The following is a 24,528-nucleotide window of genomic DNA, read 5'->3' as shown; positions in this document are numbered from 1 at the left end:
TTTCGTTCATTTATGCCTGATTTTGAATGCCGACAATCGCGAAAAATCTACGCTCATCAGTCAAAAAACAGCGTGCCAAGCACAAAATACAAGGGATATGATACACAATATAAGAAACGCCAACCATCCTATTTTACCATTTTTGGTAACTGTTGAACTGTTGACTGTTGAATGTTGAATGCAGACAAGCCGATGAAAAATCAGCGTTCAACAGTTCAACAATAAAAAAACAAAAGCCCCTGTGACACCAGGAAACGCAATATTCCGCGCACTGAATAATAAAATAAAATACTAGTTTTCAGCTTAATACAAACCACCCACGCAATTCCAGACATACAAATTTTTCAGTCATTTTACTTTCTCAATTCAGCTAACTGTTGAATGTTGACTGTTGAATGCAGACAGAGTGATGAAGATTCAACGTTCAACAGTCAACAGTTCAACAGTAACCAAAAATCAATTTGCGAGATACCGAAAATAAGTTATATTATATATATAAATATATATATAATATAAAATTTGAGGTCACACTTTTTTTCTCATTTTAGCTTACTGTTGAACTGTTGACTGTTGACTGTTGAATGCAGGCAGAGCGACGAAGATTCAACGTTCAACAGTCAACAGTTCAACAGTACGTGAAATCTCATTTCAAATGTCAGGCGTATATCTTCTTTTGAAGCCCTTTTTGTCTTCGACAACAGAAAACAGTGTCTTCCGCGCGCGAAAATACCTTTTTACCACCTGTAAATCAACGCATTATTTTTATTAACGCAATTCTTTAATCCGTTAACATATTTTCACTTCCTAGCGACCCGAAATTTTTGGTCAGCCGGAGAATACCCCTTATCTTTGCCTTCGTCAATGGATAATAGACAATGGAAAATGGATAATGAGCCAGCGGCCGGGGCACTATCAATTATCAATTCTCAATTATCCATTCCCAATTAACCAAACACAAATTTAAAACAACAAAGCTATGTCAACAATCGGAACATTGAAGTACAGACGTTATCAGGCCAAGTCGCCTCAGAACCCCGACGCACCCGCCAAGTGGTACGCCCGCGCCGTGCAGGACCGCACGGTGGAATTCGAAGACTTCGTCACCCACATTTCGGAACACAACTCGCCCTACTCCCGCGGCGTCATCCACGGCGTGCTCATCGACATGCTCTCGTGCCTCAAGGAGCTGGTGCTCGACGGCAAGTCCGTCCGCCTGGGCGACCTGGGCCTCTTCTCCGTGGGCATCTCCTCGAAGGGTGCCGACACGGCCGACGCCTGGGACACGAGTCTCATCACCGGCGTCCACCTGAACGTGCGCAACACCAAGAACTGGAGCAACACCGAGCTGCGCAAGTGCACCCGCGTCACCGAGCTGGCCGTCTACACCGCTGGCGGCACGCTGACGGACGACGGCACGGAGCCCGAGCCCGGCGGCGGTGACGACGGACAGGACGAGAGCCCTTTGTAAATTGAAAATGGAGAATTGAAAATTGAGAATGCGGCCGAAATTAATTCTCAATTCTCCATTATCAATTATCAATTAACGAAGATTTTCAATTATCAATTTTCAATTCTCAATTAACGAAATGGACAAGAAAACTATTTGGAAAACCATCATCCAGACGCTGGTCACCATCCTGACCGCCATTGGAACTACGCTGGGCGTCACCAGCTGTATGTAAACAGCGGTTAGCGGTTAGTGGTGAGCGGTGAGCATTCTTCCGGCCGGATGCTAACCGTTAACCGCTAACCACTAACCGCTAATCAACGCCGCTAATCAACGCCGCTAACCAACGCCGCTTTCCGGCGTCAGAACTCGCTCGTAAAGTGGAACTTGATGTGCTTGAAGTCCATCTGCGCCATCTGGAGCACGTAGCCCGAGTCGGCCAGGAAGACATCGCGCCCCTCGCGGTCCTTGGCCATATACTGGTACTTGCGCTTCTTGAAGGCTTCGAGCTCGGCAGGGTCGTCGCTCTCGATCCAGCAGGCCTTGTAGAGGCTCACGGGCTCCCAGCGGCACTTGGCGTTGTACTCGTTCTCCAGGCGGTACTGGATGACTTCGAACTGGAGCTGGCCCACGGTGCCGATGAGCTTGCGGCCGTTGAACTGGTTGATGAAAAGCTGGGCCACACCTTCGTCCATCAGCTGGTCAATGCCCTTGGCCAGCTGTTTCTGCTTCATGGGGTCGGCGTTCTCGATGTACTTGAACATCTCCGGCGAGAAGCTGGGCAGACCACGGAAGTGGAGCTTCTCGCCCTCGGTCAGCGTGTCGCCTATCTTGAAGGTGCCGTTGTCCGGCAGGCCGATGATGTCGCCCGCCCAGGCCTCGTCGACGGTGGTCTTGCGCTGGGCCATGAACTGGGTGGGGCTGGAGAAGCGCATCACCTTGTCGTGGCGCACGTGGTAGTAGGGCGTGTTGCGCGAGAACTTGCCCGAGCATACCTTGCAGAAGGCGATGCAGGAACGGTGGTTGGGGTCGATGTTCGCCGTAATCTTGAAGATGAAGCCGGTGAACTTGGGCTCGTCGGGCTGCACGTCGCGCTCCTCGGCCTTGACGGGACGGGGGCTGGGGGCTATCTCGACGAAGCAGTTCAGCAGCTCCTCGACGCCGAAGTTGTTCAGCGCCGAACCGAAGAACACGGGAGCCACCTCGGCCTTGAGGTAGTCGTCAACATTAAACTCGGGATAGACACCCTCGATGAGCTCCAGCTCGCCGCGCAGGCGGTCGGCCAGGTCGGCACCGATGCGCTGGTCCAGTTCCTCGGTATGGATGTCTACGGCCACCTTCTCGGTCACCACCTGCTTGGAGGGCTGGAAGAGGTTGAGGTTCTGCTCGTAGATGTTGTAGACGCCCTTGAAGCGGACGCCGCTCTCGATGGGCCACGTCAGAGGACGCACGTGGATGTGGAGCTCTTCCTCGAGCTCGTCCAGCAGGTCGAAGGGGTCCTTGGCCTCGCGGTCCATCTTGTTGACGAAGATGATGACGGGGGTGTTGCGCATGCGGCACACTTCCATGAGCTTGCGCGTCTGCGTCTCCACACCCTTGGCGCCGTCCACCACGATGATAACGCTATCGACGGCGGTCAGCGTGCGGTAGGTGTCTTCGGCAAAGTCCTGGTGGCCGGGGGTGTCGAGAATGTTGACCTTGTAGTCCTTATAGTCGAACTCCATGACGGAGGTGGTGACGGAGATACCGCGCTGCTTCTCGATGTCCATCCAGTCGGACGTGGCGGTCTTCTTGATTTTGTTGCTCTTTACGGCGCCGGCCACCTGTATCTGTCCGCCGAAGAGCAGGAGCTTCTCGGTGAGCGAGGTCTTACCGGCATCGGGGTGCGCGATGATTGCAAACGTTCGTCTTCTTTCGATTTCCTGATTTGTTGCCATATATTTTCGTTATATTTTGGCACGGATTACACGGATTTTCACGGAGAAGGCTCATCCTAATAAGTGAAGACCTTGCGTTTCATTTCAGCCTTCAGGCCAAAATTGAGCAGGAGTCCCACTTGCAGGTCGGTTGCCTTCAGGTAGTTTATCAGCTGCCATTCATGTTCCACTCGTAAGGAAGAAACTGCTTTCAGTTCCAGAATGACGACATCTTCCACTACCATGTCCGCTTTATACGTACCTACTATTTTATTTTTATAATATACTTTCAATTCTTTCTGACACTCACACTTCAATCCCCTCTCCTGCAGCTCCATATAGAGAGCATTCTGGTACACCTGTTCAAGGAATCCGAATCCCAACGTTTTGTGAACTTCATAAAACGCCGAAATGATTTGGGCAGTCAGTTCTTCGTGCAACATTGTTCATCCTCCGTGAAAATCCGTGTAATCCGTGCCAAACTCTCAACTCTCAACTCTCAACTCTCAACTTCTCCAAGCACTCCGCCAGCGCGTCCTCCCAGTGGGGGATGCTGATGCCGTAGGTCTGCCTGATGCGCGTCTTGTCGAGCACGGAGTAGTGCGGACGGGGCGCCTTGGCCGGATATTCGTCCGTGTGCAGGGGGCTGACACGACACGTGGTGATGCCCGCCAGGCGGTGGATGGCCACGGCGAAGTCGTACCACGAGCAGACGCCTTCGTTGCTGAAGTGGTAGATGCCGGGCACGATGCCCTGCCCGATGGCGGCAAAGAGGGCACGCGCCAGGTCGGCCGCATAGGTGGGCGTACCTATCTGGTCGAACACCACGCCCAGCGACTCGCGCTCGCGGCCGAGGCGGAGCATGGTCTTCACGAAGTTGTTGCCGAAGGTGGAGTAGAGCCAGGCGGTGCGCACAATCATGGCACGGCTGCACTTCTGCCTCACGGCCTCCTCGCCCGCCAGCTTGGTGCGTCCGTAGACGGAGGCGGGACAGGGCGTGTCGTCCTCGCGGTAGGGCACGTGGGCGGTGCCGTCGAACACGTAGTCGGTGGACACCTGGATGAGGGCGGCCCCTACGGCTTCGGCGGCTTCGGCCAGATAGCCGGGCGCCAGGTAGTTCAGGCGGTCGCAAAGCTCAGGATTGTCCTCGGCCTTGTCCACGGCCGTGTAGGCGGCGCAATTCACGACCACATCCACCCGACGGCCGGCGATGAAGGCACGCACGGCGTCGGCGTCGCAGATGTCCAGCTCCTGCACGTCGGTGAAGTAATACGTGTGTTGCGGATGGGCGGCGGAAAGCACGCGCATCTCGTTGCCAAGTTGACCGTTGGCACCGGTTATCAGAATGTTCATATCAGTCGTCCAATTTGAGTTCTCCCTTTTTGTCCTTGTCGTAATAGTTGGCCAGCAACGAGATGAAAGCGCTCACGGCCTCCATCGCCTTGGCCGTCCCCTCGCTGATGTCCTTCTTCTGAAGCCTCAGCAACAACACGCCGTAGAGGGCCTCGAAGCAGGTCTCCAGCTCGGGTTCCTCCTTGCGGCCGTTGCGCTGGCGCAGCTCCACGATGAAGGGCAGGGCCTTGAAGTAGGCCGCGTTGTAGAAGGGATACTTCGTGGAGGCCAGCAGGGCGCCGTGCAGCTCGGTGAGGTTCTGGATGACGTTGCAGTTGATTTGCAGGTGTCCCTTCTCCACCACCCCCTCGGCGCGCATCATGTCGCACAGGTTGGCATACCACTCCTCGAGTGCCGCACGCTGGTCTTCGGGATAGCGGGCGATGACCTGCTCGCGCAGGCGGTCGATGTCGCACCCGTTGGCACGTATCAGGTCCTCCACCTGCCACATGTAGATCAAGTATTCGGCAATGTTCTTTTCTTTCAGTTGTTTGGAAATATACATCGTTATCGGTTGATAGTTACACTAATACAGCGATTCACCCATCAGCGTGAACACAAGGCCCAGCACCGACACCACGGCCACGATGCTTCCGATGACACGGTTCAGTATCCAGATGCCGCGCAGGTTGAAGCGCGTGCGTACTTTGCTGACGAAATAGGTGATGCCGAACCACCACGACAAGGCTCCCAGGGCAATGGCCAGATAGCCCGTGACGGCCTCGAACAGGAGCACACCCGGGCTGATGAAGGCAAAGCGGGCGAAGAGGCCCACAAACAGGAGGATGATGAGCGGATTGGAGAGCGTGACGAAAAACGCCGTGATGAAGTTGTGCAGATACGTGCCCTTGCTGCTCGACACGGGACGGAGCGAATGCACGGGGTTGCTACGGAAGGTATAGATACCGAAAACCAGCAGCAGAAGGCTCCCGAAAAGCTGGAGGTAGAAGATGTTCTTGTTGACATAGTCGAACACGAAGCTCATGCCGTAACCCGTGAGCAGGGCGTAGAAGATGTCGCTCAGCGCGGCACCGATACCCGTGACGAAGCCATACCAGCGGCCCTTGTTGAGCGTACGCTGGATGCACAACACACCCACAGGCCCCAGCGGCGCCGACACAATGACGCCGATAATGAAGCCCTTCCACAAGATATCGAATATGGTCTCCAACTGAATCATGCCGCAAAGATAGTGCAAACCGAGAGAAGTACAAAGCAAAAGCCATGATTTTGCTTTTACGCCCGAGGTGCAGCCTGTCTTATCAAAATAGAGTGCAGGTTATATCAAAAATAGAGATATCGGAAGGAGGGCGTGTCAAAAAAAGGAGTCTCTGAAACTCTCCTCCTTCTGGAAGGAGGAGTACCCGATAGGGGGAGGTGGTAGGTGAATACATAACGCGTTGACCGACATACTTCCGTGAAAACCTACCACCCCGCCCTTTGGGCACCCCTCCTTCGGGAAGGAGGGGAGTTGAATAACCTCACCTCATTTTGACACATCCCCGCCGCCCCTGATGTATAAAATCAAAAACTTCGTTTTCATTTTGTACTTCCCCCCGATTATACTATCTTTGCAACACGAAAGGCCGGAGGAAACGCATTCACCTCCAGGCCTGCGACGACAACGATTATTATCATCATTTATAGCGCTATAAAAATATGATTTCTTTCTACAGAACTCCTCAGAAAAGCGTGATTGCCGTAGCAAGCGAACACGCCATCTCGAAGGCAGACAGCGACAAGCTCTGCTGGCTTTTTGGAGAAGCCACCCCTGAAAGTGAAGAAAACCTGAAAGGCTGTTTCGTAGGCCCCCGCCGCGAAATGATCACGCCCTGGAGCACGAACGCCGTGGAAATTACCCAAAACATGGGCCTGACGGGCATCGCGCGCATCGAGGAATACTTCCCCGTGGCCGATGAAAACGCCGAATACGACCCCATGCTCCAACGCATGTACAAGGGACTCGACCAGCAGGTGTTCACCACCAACCGCAAGCCCGAACCCATCGTCCACATCGAAGACCTCGAAGCCTACAACGAGCAGGAAGGTCTGGCCCTCTCGAAGGAGGAAATGGACTACCTGAAGAAGGTGGAGAAAGACCTCGGACGCCCGCTGACCGACTCCGAAGTGTTCGGCTTTGCCCAAATCAACTCCGAGCATTGCCGCCACAAAATCTTCGGCGGTACGTTCATCATCGACGGCGTGGAGCAGGAATCTTCACTCTTCCAGATGATCAAGAAGACCACACAGGAAAACCCCAACAAAATCATATCGGCCTACAAGGACAACGTGGCCTTTGCCGAAGGTCCCGTCATCGAGCAGTTCGCTCCCGCCGACCACTCCAAGCCCGACTACTTCGAGGTGAAGGACATCAAGAGCGTCATCTCCCTGAAGGCCGAGACGCACAACTTCCCCACCACCGTGGAGCCTTTCAACGGCGCATCGACGGGTACGGGCGGTGAAATCCGCGACCGTATGGGTGGCGGAAAGGGCTCCTGGCCCATCGCAGGTACGGCCGTCTACATGACCTCCTACCCCCGCACGGAGGAAGGACGCGAGTGGGAAGAAATCCTGCCCGTGCGCAAATGGCTGTACCAGACGCCCGAACAAATCCTCATCAAGGCGTCGAACGGCGCCAGCGACTTCGGCAACAAGTTCGGCCAGCCGCTCATCTGCGGTTCGGTGCTGACCTTCGAGCATAAAGAGAAAGAAGAAGTTTACGGCTACGACAAGGTCATCATGTTGGCCGGAGGCGTAGGTTACGGTACCCAGCGCGATTGCCTCAAGGGCAAACCAGAAGCAGGCAACAAGGTCGTCGTAATGGGTGGCGACAACTATCGCATCGGTTTGGGCGGCGGATCTGTATCTTCTGTCGATACGGGAAGATACAGTAGCGGCATCGAACTGAACGCCGTCCAGCGCGCCAACGCCGAGATGCAGAAGCGTGCCTACAACGTGGTGCGCGCCCTTTGCGAGGAAGAGGTGAACCCCGTCGTTTCCATCCACGACCACGGCTCGGCCGGACACGTGAACTGCCTCAGCGAACTGGTGGAAGAGTGTGGCGGACACATCGACATGAGCAAGCTACCCATCGGCGACAAGACCCTCTCGGCCAAGGAAATCATCGCCAACGAGAGCCAAGAGCGCATGGGATTGCTCATCAAGGAAGAAGCCATCGAACACGTGCGCAAGATTGCCGAACGCGAACGCGCCCCGATGTACGTTGTGGGCGAAACGACCGGCGACCACCGCTTCTGCTTCGAGCAGGCCGACGGCGTACGTCCCTTCGACCTGGCCGTTGACCAGATGTTCGGCTCCTCACCCAAGACATATATGGTGGACAAGACCGTAGAGCGTCACTACGAAATGCCGACCTACGAGCTGTCCAAGCTTCATGAATACCTGGCCAACGTGCTCCAGCTGGAAGCCGTGGCCTGCAAGGACTGGCTGACCAACAAGGTGGACCGCTCCGTGACGGGCAAGATTGCCCGCCAGCAATGCGTGGGCGAGCTCCAGTTGCCGTTGAGCGATTGCGGCGTCGTGGCCCTCGACTACCGCGGCAAGGCAGGTATCGCCACTTCGCTGGGTCATGCTCCGCAAGCCGCACTGGCCAATCCGGCCGCAGGCTCCGTGCTCTCCGTGAGCGAGGCGCTGACCAACCTCGTATGGGCACCGCTGGCCGAAGGGCTCGATAGCGTATCGCTCTCGGCCAACTGGATGTGGCCCTGCCGCTCGCAGGAGGGTGAGGATGCACGCCTCTACACGGCCGTCAAGGCATTGAGCGACTTCTGTTGTGCCCTGCAAATCAACGTGCCTACGGGCAAGGACTCCCTCTCCATGACGCAGAAATACCCCGACGGTAGCAAGGTCATCGCCCCGGGTACGGTCATCGTATCGGCCGGCGGCGAGGTGAGCGACGTGAAGAAAGTGGTTTCGCCCGTGCTGGTGAACGACCACAAGACGACGCTCTACCACATCGACTTCAGCTTCGACAACCTGAAGCTGGGCGGTTCGGCCTTCGCCCAGTCTCTGGGCAAGGTGGGCGACGACGTACCTACCGTGCAGAACCCCGAATACTTCCGTGACGCCTTCCTGGCCGTTCAGGAGCTGGTGAACAAGGGCCTCATCCTGGCCGGACACGACATCTCGGCCGGCGGTCTCATCACCACCCTGCTCGAGATGTGCTTCTCGAACGTGGAGGGCGGTATGGAAATCAGCCTCGACAAGATTAAGGAAAACGACCTCGTCAAGATACTCTTTGCCGAAAACCCGGGTATCGTCATCCAGGTGGCCGACAAGCACAAGGACGAAGTGAAGAAGATACTCGAAGACGCCGGCGTGGGCTTCGTGAAGATTGGCAAGCCGACCGACGAACGCCACATCCTCGTGGAGAAGGACGGTGCCACCTACCAGTTCGGCATCGACTACATGCGCGACGTGTGGTACTCCACTTCCTACCTGCTCGACCGTCGCCAGTCGATGAACGGTTGCGCCAAGAAGCGCTTCGAGAACTACAAGATGCAACCCATGGACCTGGCCTTCATGCCGGGCTTCACAGGTAAGCTCTCGCAATACGGCATCAGCCCCGACCGCCGTACGCCGAGCGGCATCCGCGCCGCCATCATCCGCGAAAAGGGTACAAACGGCGAACGCGAAATGGCCTACTCGCTCTACCTGGCCGGCTTCGACGTGAAGGACGTGACGATGACCGACCTCGTGAGTGGACGCGAGACGCTGGAAGACGTCAACATGATTGTCTTCTGCGGTGGTTTCTCCAACTCCGACGTACTTGGCTCGGCCAAGGGCTGGGCAGGCGCCTTCCTCTTCAACCCCAAGGCGAAAGAGGCGCTCGACAAGTTCTATGCCCGTGAAGATACTCTTTCATTGGGTGTGTGCAACGGTTGCCAGCTGATGATGGAGCTCAACCTCATCAACCCCACCGACGAGAAGCGCGGACGCATGCTCCACAACGACTCGCACAAGTTCGAGAGCCGCTTCCTGGGCCTGACTATCCCGACCAACCGTAGCGTGATGTTCGGTTCGTTGAGCGGTAGCAAGCTGGGTATCTGGGTGGCTCACGGCGAAGGCAAGTTCTCCCTGCCCTACGACGAAGACCACTACAACATCGTGGCCAAGTACACCTACGACGAGTATCCCGGCAACCCCAACGGTTCCGACTACTCCGTGGCAGGTATCGCCAGCCCCGACGGACGCCACCTGGCCATCATGCCCCACCTGGAGCGCGCCATCTTCCCCTGGCAGAACGCCTACTATCCGGCCGACCGCCTGCATCACGACGAAGTGACGCCGTGGATAGAAGCCTTCGTCAACGCCCGCAAGTGGGTGGAAGAGAAGACCCGATAAACAACGGAAGGCGGGGCGTCCACACAAAAAACGCCCCACCCTCTACCCTCTCCATATAGACATGGATGAAACGGACCCCGACGGCCAAACGGCCGGATGTCTGTTTCATCCGTGTCTTTTCCCTTATTCAAAGCATTCTGTTTCCAAGGAAACAATATCGTGTCGGCTATGAGAAAAAACATCCTGATTACCTTTATCGCCATCCTGCTACCACTCATCGTCTGCCCGCAGACCTATAAATATATAGGTATGGAAGACGGATTGAGCAACCGGCAGGTGTATGCCATCGAAAAAGACCGGAAAGGCTACATGTGGTTCCTGACCCCCGAAGGCATCGACCGTTACAACGGAAAGGAGTTCAAACACTACAAGCTGATGGACGGCGACCAGGAACTCAACTCGGCCATCAACCTGAACTGGCTCTATCTGGACACCGACGGTGTGTTGTGGGAGATAGGCAAGAAGGGCCGCGTCTTCCGCTACGAAAGCCAGCACGACCGTTTCCAACTGGTGTACAAGCTTCCCGAACAGACGGAAAAGGAACACAATACGCCCGTGAGCTATGGCTACGTGGACGAGAAAGGCCAGATATGGCTCTGCACCCGCAAGCAGATATACCTGTATGATAGCCGCAACAGCCACACCCGGCACATCCGCAACCAGCTGGACGAAAACATCACCTGCATCCTGCAAACCGATACCGCACACTACTTCATCGGCACCGACCAGGGCATACACTATGCCGAACTGAAGGACAGCATCCTGCAACTGAACCCTTGCGACAAGCTCGACTCCCTGAACCTGCAGGTCAACGAGCTCTACCTCGACAAGAGTACCCGAAAAGTGTTCATCGGCACCTTCCTGAAAGGTATCTTTGTCTATGACCTGAACAGACACCAGCTTTTGCAACTACAAACCGAGCTGACGGACATCACCATCAACAGTATACAGGAATTCGGAAAGAACACGGTACTCATTGCTACCGACGGAGCCGGCGTCTACCGGCTGAACACCGATACCTACGAGTGCGAACCCTACATCACGGCCGACTACAACCGCTACAACGCGATGAACGGCAACAGCATCACCGACCTCTACATCGACGACGAACAACGCATCTGGATGGCAAACTTCCCCATCGGCATCACCGTGCGCGACAACCGCTATGCCGACTTCCACTGGATCAAGCACTCCATCGGCAACCGCCAGTCGCTCGTGAACAACCGTGTGAATGCCGTCATCGAAGACCGCGACGGCGATTTGTGGTTTGCCACGGACAACGGAATCAGCCTCTACAACGACCGACAGGAGCAATGGACCTCCTTCCTGAGCACTTTCGAAACCGGCGGAAAAAACAAGAGCCACTCCTACATCTCCCTGTGCGAAGTGGCACCCGGCATCATCTGGGCAGGCGGATACTCGTCCGGCGTCTACCAGATAGACAAGCGCAACCGTTCGGTACAATTCTTCACGCCTGCCTCGATGGGCAATGCCGGCATCCGTGCCGACAAGTACATCCGTGCCATCCTGAAGACAAGCGACGGCAAGATATGGGCCGGCGGCTATTATAACCTCAAGGAAATAGACTACACACGCAAGCAGGTACGCCTCATCGGAGGCCTGTCGGACATCACCGCCCTGACGGAAAACGACTCCACGCACTTGTGGGTGGGTACCGTCAACGGGCTCTACCGCCTCGAGAAACGGAGCGGCAAGGCCGAATATGTGGAGCTGCCCGTCGAATCGCACTACATCTACTCCCTCTACCAGTCGGACGACCAGAAGCTATACATCGGCACCAACAACACGGGCTTGCTCATATACGACCTGAAGGAAAAGCAGTTCTACCACTTCGACAAGGACAACAGCTCGCTCATCTCCAACAACGTCTATTGCATCCTGCCCGACGGCGAGGGAGGCATCTTCCTGAGTACCGAAAGCACGCTGACCACCTTCGACCCGCATAGCAAGACCTTCCACAACTGGACGAAGGAGCAGGGCCTGAAAGCCGAACACTTCAACGCTTCGGCGGGTATCCTCAGACGCAACGGCCAGCTGGTCTTCGGAAGTACCGACGGCGCCATCGAATTCGACAAGAACATGGTGTTGCCCGACCATTACACCACCAAGATGGTGTTCAGCGACTTCAAGGTGCTCTACGAAACCGTCTATCCCGGCGACAAGCACTCGCCGCTGACTACCAACATCGACGACATCGGCCTGCTCCGCCTGAAGTACGACCAAAACATCTTCTCCCTGCAGGTGTCGTCCATCAACTACGACTACCCTTCGCTGGTGCTCTACTCCTGGAAGCTGGAAGGCTTCTACGACAAATGGAGCCAACCCAGCCGCGACAACATCATCAGCTTCACCAACCTGAGCCCCGGCGAATATACCTTGCGCGTGCGGGCTATCTCCAACGAGAACCACAACACGGTGCTCGAAGAGCGAAGCCTGCCTATCGTCATCGACAAGCCCCTTTGGTTCAGCTGGTGGGCATGGCTGGCCTATATCCTCTTCACCCTGGTGGCGCTGATTACGGCCTTGCGCATCTACCTCCTGCGCAAGCAGAAGCGTGAATCGAACGAGAAGATACGCTTCTTCATCAATACCGCTCACGACATACGTACGCCGCTCACCCTCATCAAGGCGCCGCTGGAAGACCTGGCCAACCACGAACAACTGAGCGAAAGCGGACGGAACAACATCCACACCGCCCTGCGCAACGTACACGTGCTCCTGCGCCTCACCACCAACCTCATCAACTTCGAACGGGCCGACACGTATGGAGGCAAGCTCCGTGTGGCCGAATACGAGCTGGGAGCATATCTGGAAGAGACCCTCAACATCTTCCGCGAATATGCCAAGGTGAAACGCATCGCCCTGACCTACGAAAAGAACTTCGACTACCTCAACGTGTGGATAGACAAGGACAAGATGGACTCCATCCTGAAGAACCTTCTGTCCAACGCCTTGAAGTATACCGCCGAAGAAGGCAGCGTCGTGCTCGAAGCCACGGAGACGGCCGAACAATGGACAATCGAAGTGAAGGACACGGGCATCGGAGTGCCTGCCGCCGAACAACGGAAACTTTTCCGCATGCACTTCCGAGGAAGCAATGCCATCAACGCCAAGACAAGCGGAAGCGGCATCGGCCTGCTCCTGGTATGGAAGCTCGTCAGGTTGCATAAAGGGAAACTGAGCTTCAGCAGTACCGAAGGGCAAGGCTCCACCGTCCGGGTCAGCTTCCCCAAAAGCCGGAAAGCCTACCGCAAGGCTGCCTTCGTGGATGCCCTGCCCAATCGTGAAGCGGAACTTCCACCCGTCCAGCCAGAAGACCAGGTGGAGGAATGCCCGACAACCACCGTCCTCCCCACCCGCGAAGATACGGCGGAACAACCGCAGGCAACCTCGAACCACGAAAAGATACTGATTGTGGAAGACAACGACGAACTGAGAGAATACCTCCGCCAGACCTTGTCCGACGTATATGTCGTGCAGGCCTGCAACAACGGCAGGCAAGCCCTCGAAGTGGTGAAGGACTATGCGCCCGACCTCATCATCTCGGACATCATGATGCCCGAAATGCGTGGGGACGAATTGTGCCGCACCTTGAAGAAAGACATCAACACGTCTCACATCCCCATCATCCTGCTCACGGCCCTCAACACCGAACGGAGCATCATCGAGGGATTGCAGACAGGGGCCGACGACTATCTTGTGAAGCCCTTCAACGTGGGTATCCTGCGCGCCACTATCGCCAACCTGCTACAAAACCGGCGCCTGTTGCGGAGCAAGTATGCAAGCCTCGCCATAAACGATGAAAAGCCCGAAACGCCCTGCAACAATTGTACGGACGACCTCGACTGGAAGTTTATCACCACCGTGACCCGCTACGTGGAAGACAACATCGAGAAGAGTGAATTCAACGTGGACAGCCTTTGTGCCCTGATGAACATGAGCCGCACCAGTTTCTACAACAAGCTGAAGGCACTGACCGACCAGGCGCCGGCCGACTACATCCGCATCATCCGCCTGAAGCGTGCCGCCCAGTTGCTCAGGGAAAAGCAATACAACATCACGGAAATATCCGAAATGACCGGCTTCAACGACGTGAAGTATTTCCGCGAGGTCTTCAAGAAGTATTATAAGGTGAGCCCCAGCCAATATGCCAAAGGCGAGGACGGGCCTGCCAATGAAAAGAACATAGAAGAACAACAATGAACATTTATCTGGAAGCATTCTCCATCTTCTTCAAGATAGGAGCCTTTACCATCGGGGGAGGCTATGCCATGGTGCCTCTCATCGAAAACGAGATTGTGACGAAACGCAACTGGATAGCCAAGGACGACTTCATTGACCTGCTTGCCATCGCCCAGTCGTCGCCCGGCATCCTGGCCGTCAACATCTCCATCTTCATCGGTTACCGCCTGCGCGGCATCCGCGGAAGCATCGTCACGGCACTGGGCACCATCCTGCCCTCGTTTCTCATCATCCTGGCCATCGCCCTCTTCTTCCACAACTTCAAGGAGAACACGGTGGTGGAGCGCATCTTCAAAGGCATCCGTCCGGCCGTCGTGGCTCTCATTGCCGCGCCCACGTTCAGTATGGGCAAGTCGGCACGCATCAACCGCTACAACCTGTGGATACCTGTCGTGTCGGCCCTGCTCATCTGGCTTCTGGGATTCTCGCCCATCTGGATTATCATCGCCGCGGGTGTGGGAGGCTACGCATGGGGGAAATACAAAAACCGCACAAGCGGACAACACCAATAACCAACCTTTTAAAAATACATCGGAGTTATGATTTATCTTCAATTATTCTATACGTTCTTCAAGATTGGATTGTTCGGATTCGGAGGCGGCTATGCCATGCTCTCCATGATACAGGGTGAAGTCGTGACGCGCTACGAGTGGCTGACACCGCAGGAGTTTACCGACATCGTGGCCATCAGCCAGATGACCCCCGGCCCCATCGGTATCAACTCGGCCACCTACGTAGGCTTCACGGCCACGGGCAGTGTGTGGGGCTCCGTCATCGCCACCTTTGCCGTGGTGCTCCCGTCGTTCATCCTGATGCTCACCATCAGCAAGTTCTTCCTGAAGTATCAGAAGCATCCGGCCGTAGAGGCCATATTTGCAGGTCTCCGCCCTGCGGTGGTGGGTTTGCTCGCCTCGGCCGCCCTGGTGCTGATGAATGCCGAGAACTTCGGCTCGCCCACCGAAGACACGCGTTCGTTCGTCATCAGCTGTATCATCTTCCTCGTGGCCTTCGTGGGCACCAGGAAGTACAAGCTGAACCCCATCGGCATGATTGTGGCCTGCGGGGTAGCGGGGCTGATACTTTATTAAAGCTTGATTTTCTTCTTCACCGACTTCGACTCGTTGTGCAGGCGGTCGAGGGCGGTCACCACGTAGCGGTACTTCGTCTTGCCGTCTTCGTAGGGCAACTTGTACCACGGCTGGTTGGTGATAGCTACGATGTGCGACGGATCGTCAATATTCACATCCTCCTTGTCGGCAAAGCGATAAACCACGTAGCGTACGGCACGGTCCATCTCGTCCTTATACTTGGGTGCCGTCCAGAAGAGGATATAGCCGTCTTCCGTCCACACAGGCTTCAGCTTACGCACCTTGCCGGGAGCCTTGTCGTCCATAAAGTCGAACACAGGCGGCAGGGCAGGATACTTGTGATACTCGGCTATCAGGGCATCGCGATACTTGCCCGTATTCTCCACCACCGCGCCTGCATACCACTGGCAACTTCCGCCAATCGTCTGATAGGCACGTTGCAGGGCCATCTTGGCAGGCAGCTGGTTGATGTTGGGGTTCTTGGGGTCGGCATTTTGGACGGTGTTCATCACCGACTGGCCGATGAAGAGCGGACGCCCCTCGCTATGCTTGGCCCACCAGTCAACGAGCACGGCATAGTCGGCTACCGGATGGCCTATCTGCCAGTAAATCTGCGGGATGTTGTAGTCTATCCAACCTTCGCGTGCCCAAAGCAGCACGTCGGCGTAAAGGTCGTCATAGTTTTGCAAGCCGCGGGTCCTGCTTCCCAACGGGTCGCTCGAGTCGTTGCGGTAGATGCCGAAAGGCGACACGCCGAACTTGACCCAAGGCTTCAGAGCGCGCACCGTCTCGTGTATCTTGCGGATGAGCAGGTTGACGTTGCTACGCCGCCAGTCGCCAATGTTATCGAAGCCGCCGCCATAGCGGGCAAAGCTGGCCGAATCGGGGAACTCCACTCCTTTCGTGGGATAGGGATAGAAGTAGTCATCCATGTGGATGGCATCGACATCGTAGCGCGACACTATGTCGCTCACCACCTGGCAGATGTAGTCGCGGCTCTGCGGCAAGGCAGGGTCGAAGAAAAGCTGATTGCCGTAGGTGAGAAACCACTCGGGATGGCGGTTGCAGATGTGTTGAGGCGCCAGCTGGTTGGCCAGCGACGTCTTCACCCGATAAGGGTTGATCCAGGCATGAAACTCCATGCCGCGCTTGTGGCACTCGTCTATCATAAACTGCATGGGGTCCCAATAGGGTTGCGGTGCCTGCCCCTGTACCCCCGTCAGGTAGCGGCTCCAGGGCTCAAGCTTCGAGGCATAGAGTGCATCGGCCTCGGGGCGCACCTGGAAAATGATGGCATTGATGCCCGCCTTCTGCAAGGAGTTGAGCTGGCCGATGAGGGTGGCCTGCATCTGCGCGGCCGGCATGCCCTTGAACTGGCCGTTCACCGCCTGAATCCAGGCGGCACGGAATTCACGTTTGGGATAGCGTTGCCCCGTCAGTTCCTGCGCCCATACGGCACACGAAGCCAGCAACAACATCCACACGAACAAGTTTTTCAGTTTCATTGTTTTCATCTGTTTTTTTAGAATTGCCACAAAGATAGTGCAAAGCGTGGGAAGTACCAAGGTGAACAAACGGTTTTCGCGCTTTACGCCCTCAGAGACCTCCACTCTATACCTCAGAAAGAGCTGGGAAAAGCATCCGTTCAAGCTGGGAAAAGCGATGCTTTAAGCTGGGAAAAGCAATGTTTTAAGCTGGACAAAACAATGTTTTAAGCTGGACAAAACAATGCTTTAAGCTGGGCAAACGGACGCTCCATCCGCACCGAAGCGGCCACAATCCCTGCCAAGCCGTTATTTTTCTGAAAAATTGACCAACAAGTCTCTACAAAATACGGTCAAAAATTGCGGTTTGATTTGTTTTTCCGTAACTTCGCATGCCGTAAGCGAGAAAAAGACATGAGTGAAACCAAATCTATCATCATAAAAGGCGCCCGCGTCAACAACCTGAAGAACATCGACGTCGAGATACCGCGAGGCCGGCTGGTAGTCATCACCGGCCTGTCGGGCTCGGGCAAGTCGTCGCTGGCCTTCGACACCCTCTACGCCGAGGGGCAACGCCGCTATGTGGAGAGCCTCAGCAGCTATGCACGCCAGTTCCTGGGACGCATGAGCAAGCCCGAGTGCGACTACATCAAGGGCATCCCCCCCGCCATCGCCATCGCGCAGAAGGTGAACAGCCGCAACCCGCGCTCTACCGTGGGCACCTCGACCGAAATCTACGAATACCTGCGCCTGCTCTACGCCCGCATCGGACGCACGTTCAGCCCCGTCAGCGGGCAGGAGGTGAAGAAGCACTCGGCCGAAGACATCGTCCAGTGCATGCTGGAGTACCCCGAAGGTACCCGCTTCACCGTCCTCACCCCTCTGCTTGTGCCCCAGGGACGTACGATGAAGGAGCAGCTGGCCATCGACCAGAAACAGGGTTTCACCCGCCTGGAAGTGAACGGACAGGCCATGCGTATCGACGAATACGAACCACACGAAGGCGACAACGTTTTCCTGCTGATAGACCGCCTGACGGCCTCGGCCGCCAAAGACACCGTGAGCCGATTGACTGATTCCGTAGAGACAGCCATGTACGAAGGCGACGGTGCCTGCCTGCTACGCTTCTACCAGCCCGACGGCACCACCCGCCTCTATCGCTTCAGTACCAAGTTTGAGGCCGACGGCATCACTTTCGAGGAGCCAAACGACCAGATGTTCTCCTTCAACTCGCCCATGGGCGCCTGCCCTGAGTGCGAAGGTTTCGGCCGAGTCATCGGCATCGACGAGCATCTGGTGGTGCCCAACCGCGCCCTGTCCGTCTACGACGGAGCCGTGATGTGCTGGCGGGGCGAGAAGATGGGCGAATGGCGCGACATGGTCATCCGCGGAGCCGAAAAGGCAGGCTTCCCCATTTTTACCCCCTACTACCAGCTGACCGACGAGCAGCGCCGCATGTTGTGGGAGGGTACGCCCTACTTCGAAGGCATCAACGCTTTCTTCCGCATGTTGCAGGAGAACCAATACAAGATACAATACCGCGTGATGCTGGCCCGCTACCGCGGGAAGACCATCTGTCCACGTTGCCATGGCAGCCGCCTGAAGCCCGAAGCAGGTTACGTACGGGTGGGCGGACGCAACATCTCGGAGCTGGTAGACCTGCCCATCACCGAGCTGAAGGCATTCTTCGACCACCTGAAGCTCACCGAACACGAAACACAGGTGGCCAGCCGCATCCTGACGGAGATAAACAGCCGCATCCGCTTCCTTGTCGACGTGGGCCTGGGCTATCTGACATTGAACCGTCTGAGCAACTCCCTGTCGGGCGGCGAGAGCCAGCGCATCAACCTGGCCACCTCGCTGGGCAGCAGCCTTGTGGGGAGTCTCTACATACTGGACGAACCCAGCATCGGCCTCCATAGCCGCGACACGGACAAGCTGATACGTGTCTTGCGCCAACTCCAGCAGTTGGGCAACACGGTGGTCGTCGTAGAGCACGACGAAGAAATCATCCGCGCCGCCGACTACATCATCGACATCGGCCCCAAAGCCGGACGCCTGGGAGGCGAAGTGGTGTATCAGGGCGACATGAAGGACCTACAGAAACACAGCAACAGCTACACCGTGCGCTACCTGTTGGGCGAGGAAACCATCCCCGTGCCCACGCAACACCGCCCGTGGAATAACTATATCGAAATAAAAGGTGCCCGCGAGAACAACCTGAAGGGCATTGATGTACGCTTCCCCCTGAACGTGATGACCGTGGTAACGGGTGTTAGCGGTTCGGGCAAGAGTACGCTGGTGCGCGACATCTTCTACCGCGCCCTGAAGCGCGAGTTGGACGAATGCAGCGACCGCCCGGGCGAATTCGTAAGCATCGAAGGCGACCTGCGCAACCTGCGCAACGTGGAGTTCGTCGACCAGAACCCCATCGGCAAGTCGTCGCGAAGCAACCCTGTGACCTACCTCAAGGCCTACGACGAGATACGCAAGCTCTATGCCGACCAGCCGCTGGCCAAACAGATGGGCTACACGGCCGGCTACTTCAGCTTCAATAGCGAAGGCGGCCGTTGCGAGGAGTGCAAGGGCGAAGGTACCATCACCGTGGAGATGCAGTTCATGGCCGACCTGGTGCTGGAGTGCGAGTCGTGCCATGGCAAGCGCTTCAAGCAAGACACGCTGGAGGTGCGCTTCCACGATGCCAACATCTACGACGTGCTCGAGATGACCGTCGACCAGGCCATCGAATTCTTCGGCCAGCACGGGCAGAAGAAAATCGTCAAGAAACTCATCCCGTTGCAGGACGTAGGCTTGGGATACATCAAGCTGGGGCAGTCGTCATCCACTCTCTCGGGCGGCGAGAACCAGCGTGTCAAGCTGGCTTACTACCTGAGCATGGAGAAGGCCGACCCGACGCTCTTCATCTTCGACGAGCCTACCACCGGCCTCCACTTCCACGACATCCGCAAACTTCTTGAAGCTTTCGATGCCCTCATCCGACGCGGGCACAGCATCGTCATCATCGAACACAACCTAGATGTCATCAAGTGTGCCGACTACGTGATAGACCTCGGCCCCGAAGGAGGCGACCGCGGCGGTAATGTAGTTGTGGCAGGCACACCCGAAGAAGTGGCCGCCTGTGCCGCCAGCTATACAGGGCAGTTCCTGAAAGAGAAATTATCCGTATAATAACAAGAAAACAAAATATACATCATGAAAAATCCAGACGTAATACTTTCCATTGCCGGATCCGACCCCTCGGGCGGTGCAGGCATACAGGCCGACATCAAAACCATCTCGGCTCTTGGAAGTTATGCCGCCGCAGCCATCACGGCCGTCACGGCACAAAACACACAGACGGTATCGCTCGTGCAATACATGCCGTCGACATTGGTCAGAGACCAGATAAAGGCCGTGCTCGACGACCTCGACGTAAAGGCCATCAAGATAGGCATGACCGGCCAGTATGACACCATCAAGGCCATCAGCAGTCTGCTGCTGAAGCGGCGCGACATCCCCGTTGTGCTCGACCCTGTCATGGTTTCGACCAGCGGACGCCGCCTGACAGACGACAAGGCCCTGCGCGCCTTACCCCTCTTCCTGCTGCCTCTGAGCCGCCTTTCTACACCCAACCTGCACGAAGCATCGGTGCTGCTGGGAGCCAAGGTGCGGACCGTAGACGACATGAGACAGGCTGCACGCGCCCTGCACGGACGCCATCAGTGTGCCTTCCTCATCAAAGGAGGTCATGTAGAAGGGGATGAAATGGTGGATGTACTCTACGACGGTGAATTCCATTACTTCACTGCGCCGCGCATCGAAACGCCCAATCTGCATGGGACGGGGTGCACCCTCTCGTCGGCTATCGCCACTTTCATCGGACGAGGATATGAGTTGCATGATGCCGTCAGAGAGGCCAAAGACTACCTGGGCCGTGCCCTCCAGGCTGGAAGCCAGCTGCGCATCGGACACGGAAACGGCCCCTTGTGGCACCTGACCGACCAGTTTCCCGTAGCAGAAGAATGAAGTTCATCGTCATTACTGCACCCGATTTCCTGCCCGAAGAAGCCGAAGCGCTGACCCAACTTCTGGACGCAGGTGCCGACCGTCTGCACCTGCGCAAGCCCGGCTGTGCGGAAGAGCAGCTCGAAAGCCTCATCCGCCGCCTGCCGAAGGAGTACTACAGCCGCATCAGCCTGCACGATCATTTCCCCTTGCAGGCACGCTACGGGCTGGGAGGTATCCATCTGAACGGCCGAAATCCCCACATTCCCCAGGGCTTCGAGGGGCTGGTGAGCCGGTCCTGCCACTCGCTTGAAGAGGTGGCACGATACGGTTTGCAGACCGACTATCACTTCCTGAGCCCCATCTTCGACAGCATTTCCAAGCAAGGATACCGCTCGGGATTCAGCACAGAGCAGCTCCGAAAGGCCGCAAATGAGGGCATCCTGACCCGAAAAACCATCGCTTTGGGCGGCGTGACGGCCGACAAGCTCGGCTTGCTCCACGACATTGGCTTCGGAGGAGCCGCCCTGCTGGGCAGCATCTGGCAGGGTTACCGCTCGGCCGACGACCTTTCTGCCGTGCTTGCCCGCTTCGAAGAGTTGGTGGAGGCCTGCCGGAAAGCGGGGAAAGACTGACCCGCACCCACCATCGTACCGCACCGGCACACGGCACTCCCCTACCGCAACCTCCCCCTCTATATATAAAAAAGCAGGTGAAAAACCAGGCTGACGCCAACCGGAGTCGGCCATATACCTCCCCTTCAGCCACGGAAAAGACGGAAAAACACGAGGCAGAGACAAGAGCAAACCGCTCCCAGACCTACCCTTCAGCCACAAAAAAGAGGATGTATCAGCAGGAAAGTCCGACTTCATCCGATACGGACTGCACGAAATTCACGGATTGATTGCCAATCTTTCCGCGACATTCCGCGTAATCCGAACCGGGGAATTACAGGAAGTTGGTCTCCCTTCCGCTTGATACACCCTCTTTTTTTGTTGCGGCGAAGCAACCTTCCGGCCTTACTTCTTCAGGCGGGCGATGATTTCATCAGCCACCTTCTTGCCGGACATCAGCATGCCGCCGAAGACGGGACCCATACGCGGAGTACCCGATACGGCCGATGCAGCCATGCCACACACGTAGAGGCCGGGGTAGATTTCCTTGGTGCCATTCACCACTTCTTCCTCACCAGCCACAACATCCAGCGAGCGTTCGCCGATGACGCCGCCGGTCTCGGTGGCCAGGCGGATACCGTTCTTGCGGGCTACGGTAGCGGCAATCTCGCTGTCATGGCCGGTTCCGTCGATGACTACCTTGGCCAGAATGTTCAGCGGGTCGACGTGCAAGCCCTCGCGAAGCACGGGCGTCCAGTTGACTACCACACCGCTTACCTGATTGTTCTTGAAGATAACATCCTCCACCGAGTAGCAGTTGAAGATGGTGGCTCCGGCATGAACGGCGTGATAGAGCAGCGAAGAGGTGCTCTCAACCGAGTCCATTACGTACAGCCCGTCGCCGAAAGGCGCATGATTGATTTCGAATTCGCGCACGATGTCCATGGCTTCTTCCTGGATGACAATCTGATTGAACATCATGGCGCCACCCCACATGCCACCGCCGGGCGCCAGCTTGCGGTCGAACTGGGCTACCTTCAATCCGGCCTTGGCCAGGTAATAGGCTGCCACAATACCCGAAGGACCGCCGCCTACGATGGCTACATCGAGGTCGAGGTTCTTCTCCAACTTCTCAAAATAGGTACTGATGATACCCTGTGATACTTTAGTTTCTATCATTTTCATATAATATAATAATGTGTAATCTGGTTTCTTTTCTCAGCGGTCTCCGTCCTCGGGCACCGTTTCGCCGCCGGTATAGTCGCAGTCGGTCAGGCGCTGACTGATGCGCATGGCGCAGAAATGGGGGCCACACATAGTACAGTACTTGCCGTTCAAGTGGTTGGCTTCCCGGTAATACTGCAACGCGCGCTCGGGGTCGAGGCTGAGGTTGAACTGGTCTTTCCAGCGGAATTCGTAGCGTGCCTTACTGAGGGCGTTGTCGCGAACCTCGGCTCCGGGATGGCCTTTGGCAAGGTCGGCGGCATGGGCAGCTATCTTATAGGTGACCACACCCACGCGCACGTCTTCCTTCTGCGGCAGGGCCAGGTGCTCCTTGGGCGTGACGTAGCAGAGCATGGCCGTGCCCAGCCAGCCTATCTGGGCGGCTCCGATGGCACTGGTGATGTGGTCGTAGCCGGGCGCAATGTCGGTCACGATGGGGCCCAGCGTATAGAAAGGCGCCCCATGACACTTCTCTATCTGCCGCTCCATGTTCTCTTTTATCTTGTGCATCGGCACGTGGCCGGGACCTTCGATAAAGGCCTGTACGTTCTTGGCCCAGGCCCGCTGCACGAGTTCTCCCATGGTGTCGAGCTCGGCAAACTGGGCTTTGTCGTTGGCATCGTAGATGGCACCGGGGCGCAAGCCGTCGCCCAGCGAGAGGGCCACGTCGTATCGGGCACAGATATCGCAGATGTCATCGAAGTGTTCATAGAGGAAACTCTCCCGCCGGTGTACCTTGCACCACTGGGAAATGATGCTTCCGCCGCGGCTCACCATGCCGCAAAGGCGGTCTCCAGCGTAGTGGATGTTCTTCAGACGGATGCCGCAATGGATGGTGAAGTAGTCCACGCCCTGCTCGCACTGCTCGATGAGGGTGTCACGGAACAGTTCCCAAGTGAGGTCTTCGGCACGGCCGCCAACCTTCTCCATGGCCTGATACATGGGCACGGTGCCTACGGGAACGGGGCAGTTGCGTATAATCCACTCGCGCGTCTCGTGGATATTCTCGCCCGTAGAGAGGTCCATCAGCGTGTCTCCTCCCCACTTGCAGCTCCAGATGGCCTTCTCCACTTCGTCCTCGATGGTGGAGGTTGTGGCGGAATTGCCGATGTTCGTATTGATTTTCACCAGGAAGCGCGAGCCGATAATCATGGGTTCGGCCTCGGGATGATTGACGTTGGCGGGCAGGACGGCACGGCCGGCGGCTATCTCCTGCCGCACGAACTCGGGCGTGATGTAGGACTCGATGCCCAGTTCGCGGTTGTTCATGTTCTCACGAATGGCTACGTATTCCATCTCGGGAGTAACGATTCCCTGCTTGGCGTAGTACATCTGCGACACCTGGCAGCCGGCTTTTGCCCGATAAGGCAGGCAGATGTGCTCGAAGCGCAGGTGGTCCAGGCTGCGGTCGGCCAGCCGCTGACGGCCGTATTCCGACGAGATTTCCTTGAGCTGCTCCACCTCGCGGCTGCGTATCCACTGCTCGCGCAGGCGGGGAAGCCCCTTGCGGAGGTCGATGGAAACGGCGGGGTCGCTGTAAGGCCCGCTGGTGTCGTAGACATAGACAGGCGGGTTCTGCCGCGTGACGCGGCGGCCTTCCTCGATGCTGACGGTGGGCGTCAGGCTGACGCGCCGCATGCCTACCCGCACGTCGGGGTGGATTTCGCCCCGCAGATAGACCTTTTCCGAGTCGGGATAGGTGATTCGAATGTTGTCTTCCATATACTTATT

General features: G+C 56.5%; 17 protein-coding genes. 9 read left to right on the top strand and 8 right to left on the bottom strand.

Annotated features, from left to right (window positions below; all coding sequences use genetic code 11):
• The first annotated feature begins 976 nt into the window (after positions 1-976).
• Positions 977-1,468, top strand: a complete 492-nt coding sequence (locus RDO88_RS10980; RefSeq protein WP_288314934.1) for a DNA-binding protein — start codon at positions 977-979, stop codon at positions 1,466-1,468.
• Positions 1,469-1,586: 118 nt separating this feature from the next.
• Positions 1,587-1,682 carry a smalltalk protein gene (locus RDO88_RS10975; protein WP_022021503.1) on the top strand — a complete coding sequence of 32 codons (96 nt, stop codon included), beginning with the start codon at positions 1,587-1,589 and terminating at the stop codon, positions 1,680-1,682.
• A gap of 127 nt (positions 1,683-1,809) precedes the next feature.
• On the opposite strand, the gene RDO88_RS10970 is transcribed toward RDO88_RS10975, so the two are convergent.
• From RDO88_RS10970 to RDO88_RS10950, 5 genes are read right to left on the bottom strand one after another with little or no spacing between them, the layout of a single operon-like run.
• Positions 1,810-3,384 carry a peptide chain release factor 3 gene (locus tag RDO88_RS10970; protein ID WP_307759412.1) on the bottom strand — a complete coding sequence of 525 codons (1,575 nt, stop codon included), beginning with the start codon at positions 3,382-3,384 and terminating at the stop codon, positions 1,810-1,812.
• A 56-nt stretch (positions 3,385-3,440) separates the two neighbouring features.
• Positions 3,441-3,806 carry a GxxExxY protein gene (locus RDO88_RS10965; protein ID WP_307759411.1) on the bottom strand — a complete coding sequence of 122 codons (366 nt, stop codon included), beginning with the start codon at positions 3,804-3,806 and terminating at the stop codon, positions 3,441-3,443.
• Between the two features lie 49 nt (positions 3,807-3,855).
• Positions 3,856-4,716 (bottom strand): dTDP-4-dehydrorhamnose reductase, encoded by an 861-nt coding sequence (gene rfbD, locus RDO88_RS10960; RefSeq protein WP_307759410.1) that lies wholly within the window; start codon positions 4,714-4,716, stop codon positions 3,856-3,858.
• Position 4,717: 1 nt separating this feature from the next.
• On the bottom strand, positions 4,718-5,260 hold the full coding sequence (locus tag RDO88_RS10955; protein ID WP_307759409.1) for a DUF4924 family protein: 543 nt from the start codon (positions 5,258-5,260) through the stop codon (positions 4,718-4,720).
• A gap of 21 nt (positions 5,261-5,281) precedes the next feature.
• A complete protein-coding gene (locus RDO88_RS10950; RefSeq protein WP_307759408.1) occupies positions 5,282-5,935 on the bottom strand; it encodes a LysE family transporter in 654 nt (217 codons plus the stop codon).
• A gap of 479 nt (positions 5,936-6,414) precedes the next feature.
• Between RDO88_RS10950 and purL the strand changes: the two genes are divergently transcribed.
• From purL to RDO88_RS10930, 4 genes are all read left to right on the top strand, one after another.
• Entirely contained in the window at positions 6,415-10,119 is a 3,705-nt protein-coding gene (gene purL, locus RDO88_RS10945; protein WP_307759407.1) for a phosphoribosylformylglycinamidine synthase, read from the top strand.
• A gap of 168 nt (positions 10,120-10,287) precedes the next feature.
• Positions 10,288-14,343 (top strand): two-component regulator propeller domain-containing protein, encoded by a 4,056-nt coding sequence (locus RDO88_RS10940; RefSeq protein ID WP_307759406.1) that lies wholly within the window; start codon positions 10,288-10,290, stop codon positions 14,341-14,343.
• Complete coding sequence (locus RDO88_RS10935) at positions 14,340-14,894, top strand: chromate transporter (protein ID WP_307759405.1); 555 nt, start codon at positions 14,340-14,342, stop codon at positions 14,892-14,894. Before RDO88_RS10940 ends, RDO88_RS10935 begins: the two co-directional genes overlap by 4 nt.
• Positions 14,895-14,921: 27 nt before the next feature.
• On the top strand, positions 14,922-15,470 hold the full coding sequence (locus tag RDO88_RS10930; RefSeq protein WP_307759404.1) for a chromate transporter: 549 nt from the start codon (positions 14,922-14,924) through the stop codon (positions 15,468-15,470).
• Here RDO88_RS10930 and RDO88_RS10925 read toward each other — a convergent pair.
• Positions 15,467-16,975 carry a family 10 glycosylhydrolase gene (locus RDO88_RS10925; protein WP_307759403.1) on the bottom strand — a complete coding sequence of 503 codons (1,509 nt, stop codon included), beginning with the start codon at positions 16,973-16,975 and terminating at the stop codon, positions 15,467-15,469. The genes RDO88_RS10930 and RDO88_RS10925 overlap by 4 nt on opposite strands.
• 393 nt (positions 16,976-17,368) lie before the next feature.
• On the opposite strand from RDO88_RS10925, the gene uvrA reads away from it, so the two are divergent.
• The 3 genes from uvrA to RDO88_RS10910 are packed head-to-tail and all read left to right on the top strand — an operon-like array spanning position 17,369 to position 21,594.
• Entirely contained in the window at positions 17,369-20,143 is a 2,775-nt protein-coding gene (gene uvrA / locus RDO88_RS10920; protein WP_307759402.1) for an excinuclease ABC subunit UvrA, read from the top strand.
• Positions 20,144-20,167: 24 nt separating this feature from the next.
• Positions 20,168-20,980 (top strand): bifunctional hydroxymethylpyrimidine kinase/phosphomethylpyrimidine kinase, encoded by an 813-nt coding sequence (gene thiD, locus RDO88_RS10915; protein ID WP_307759401.1) that lies wholly within the window; start codon positions 20,168-20,170, stop codon positions 20,978-20,980.
• Positions 20,977-21,594, top strand: a complete 618-nt coding sequence (locus RDO88_RS10910; protein WP_307759400.1) for a thiamine phosphate synthase — start codon at positions 20,977-20,979, stop codon at positions 21,592-21,594. The genes thiD and RDO88_RS10910 overlap by 4 nt, the downstream gene beginning before the upstream one ends.
• 384 nt (positions 21,595-21,978) lie before the next feature.
• Here the strand turns inward: RDO88_RS10910 and RDO88_RS10905 are convergent, their stop codons facing one another.
• The gene (locus RDO88_RS10905) at positions 21,979-22,752 is read right to left on the bottom strand and encodes a sulfide-dependent adenosine diphosphate thiazole synthase (RefSeq protein WP_307759414.1); all 774 of its coding nucleotides are present in this window, start codon (positions 22,750-22,752) and stop codon (positions 21,979-21,981) included.
• 39 nt (positions 22,753-22,791) lie between these two features.
• Positions 22,792-24,519 carry a phosphomethylpyrimidine synthase ThiC gene (gene thiC / locus RDO88_RS10900; protein WP_307759399.1) on the bottom strand — a complete coding sequence of 576 codons (1,728 nt, stop codon included), beginning with the start codon at positions 24,517-24,519 and terminating at the stop codon, positions 22,792-22,794.
• Positions 24,520-24,528 lie beyond the last annotated feature (9 nt).

This window comes from uncultured Mediterranea sp. (genome assembly GCF_902493215.1).
GTDB lineage: Bacteria > Bacteroidota > Bacteroidia > Bacteroidales > Bacteroidaceae > Bacteroides.
This window is presented reverse-complemented; position numbering and strand designations above follow the sequence as displayed.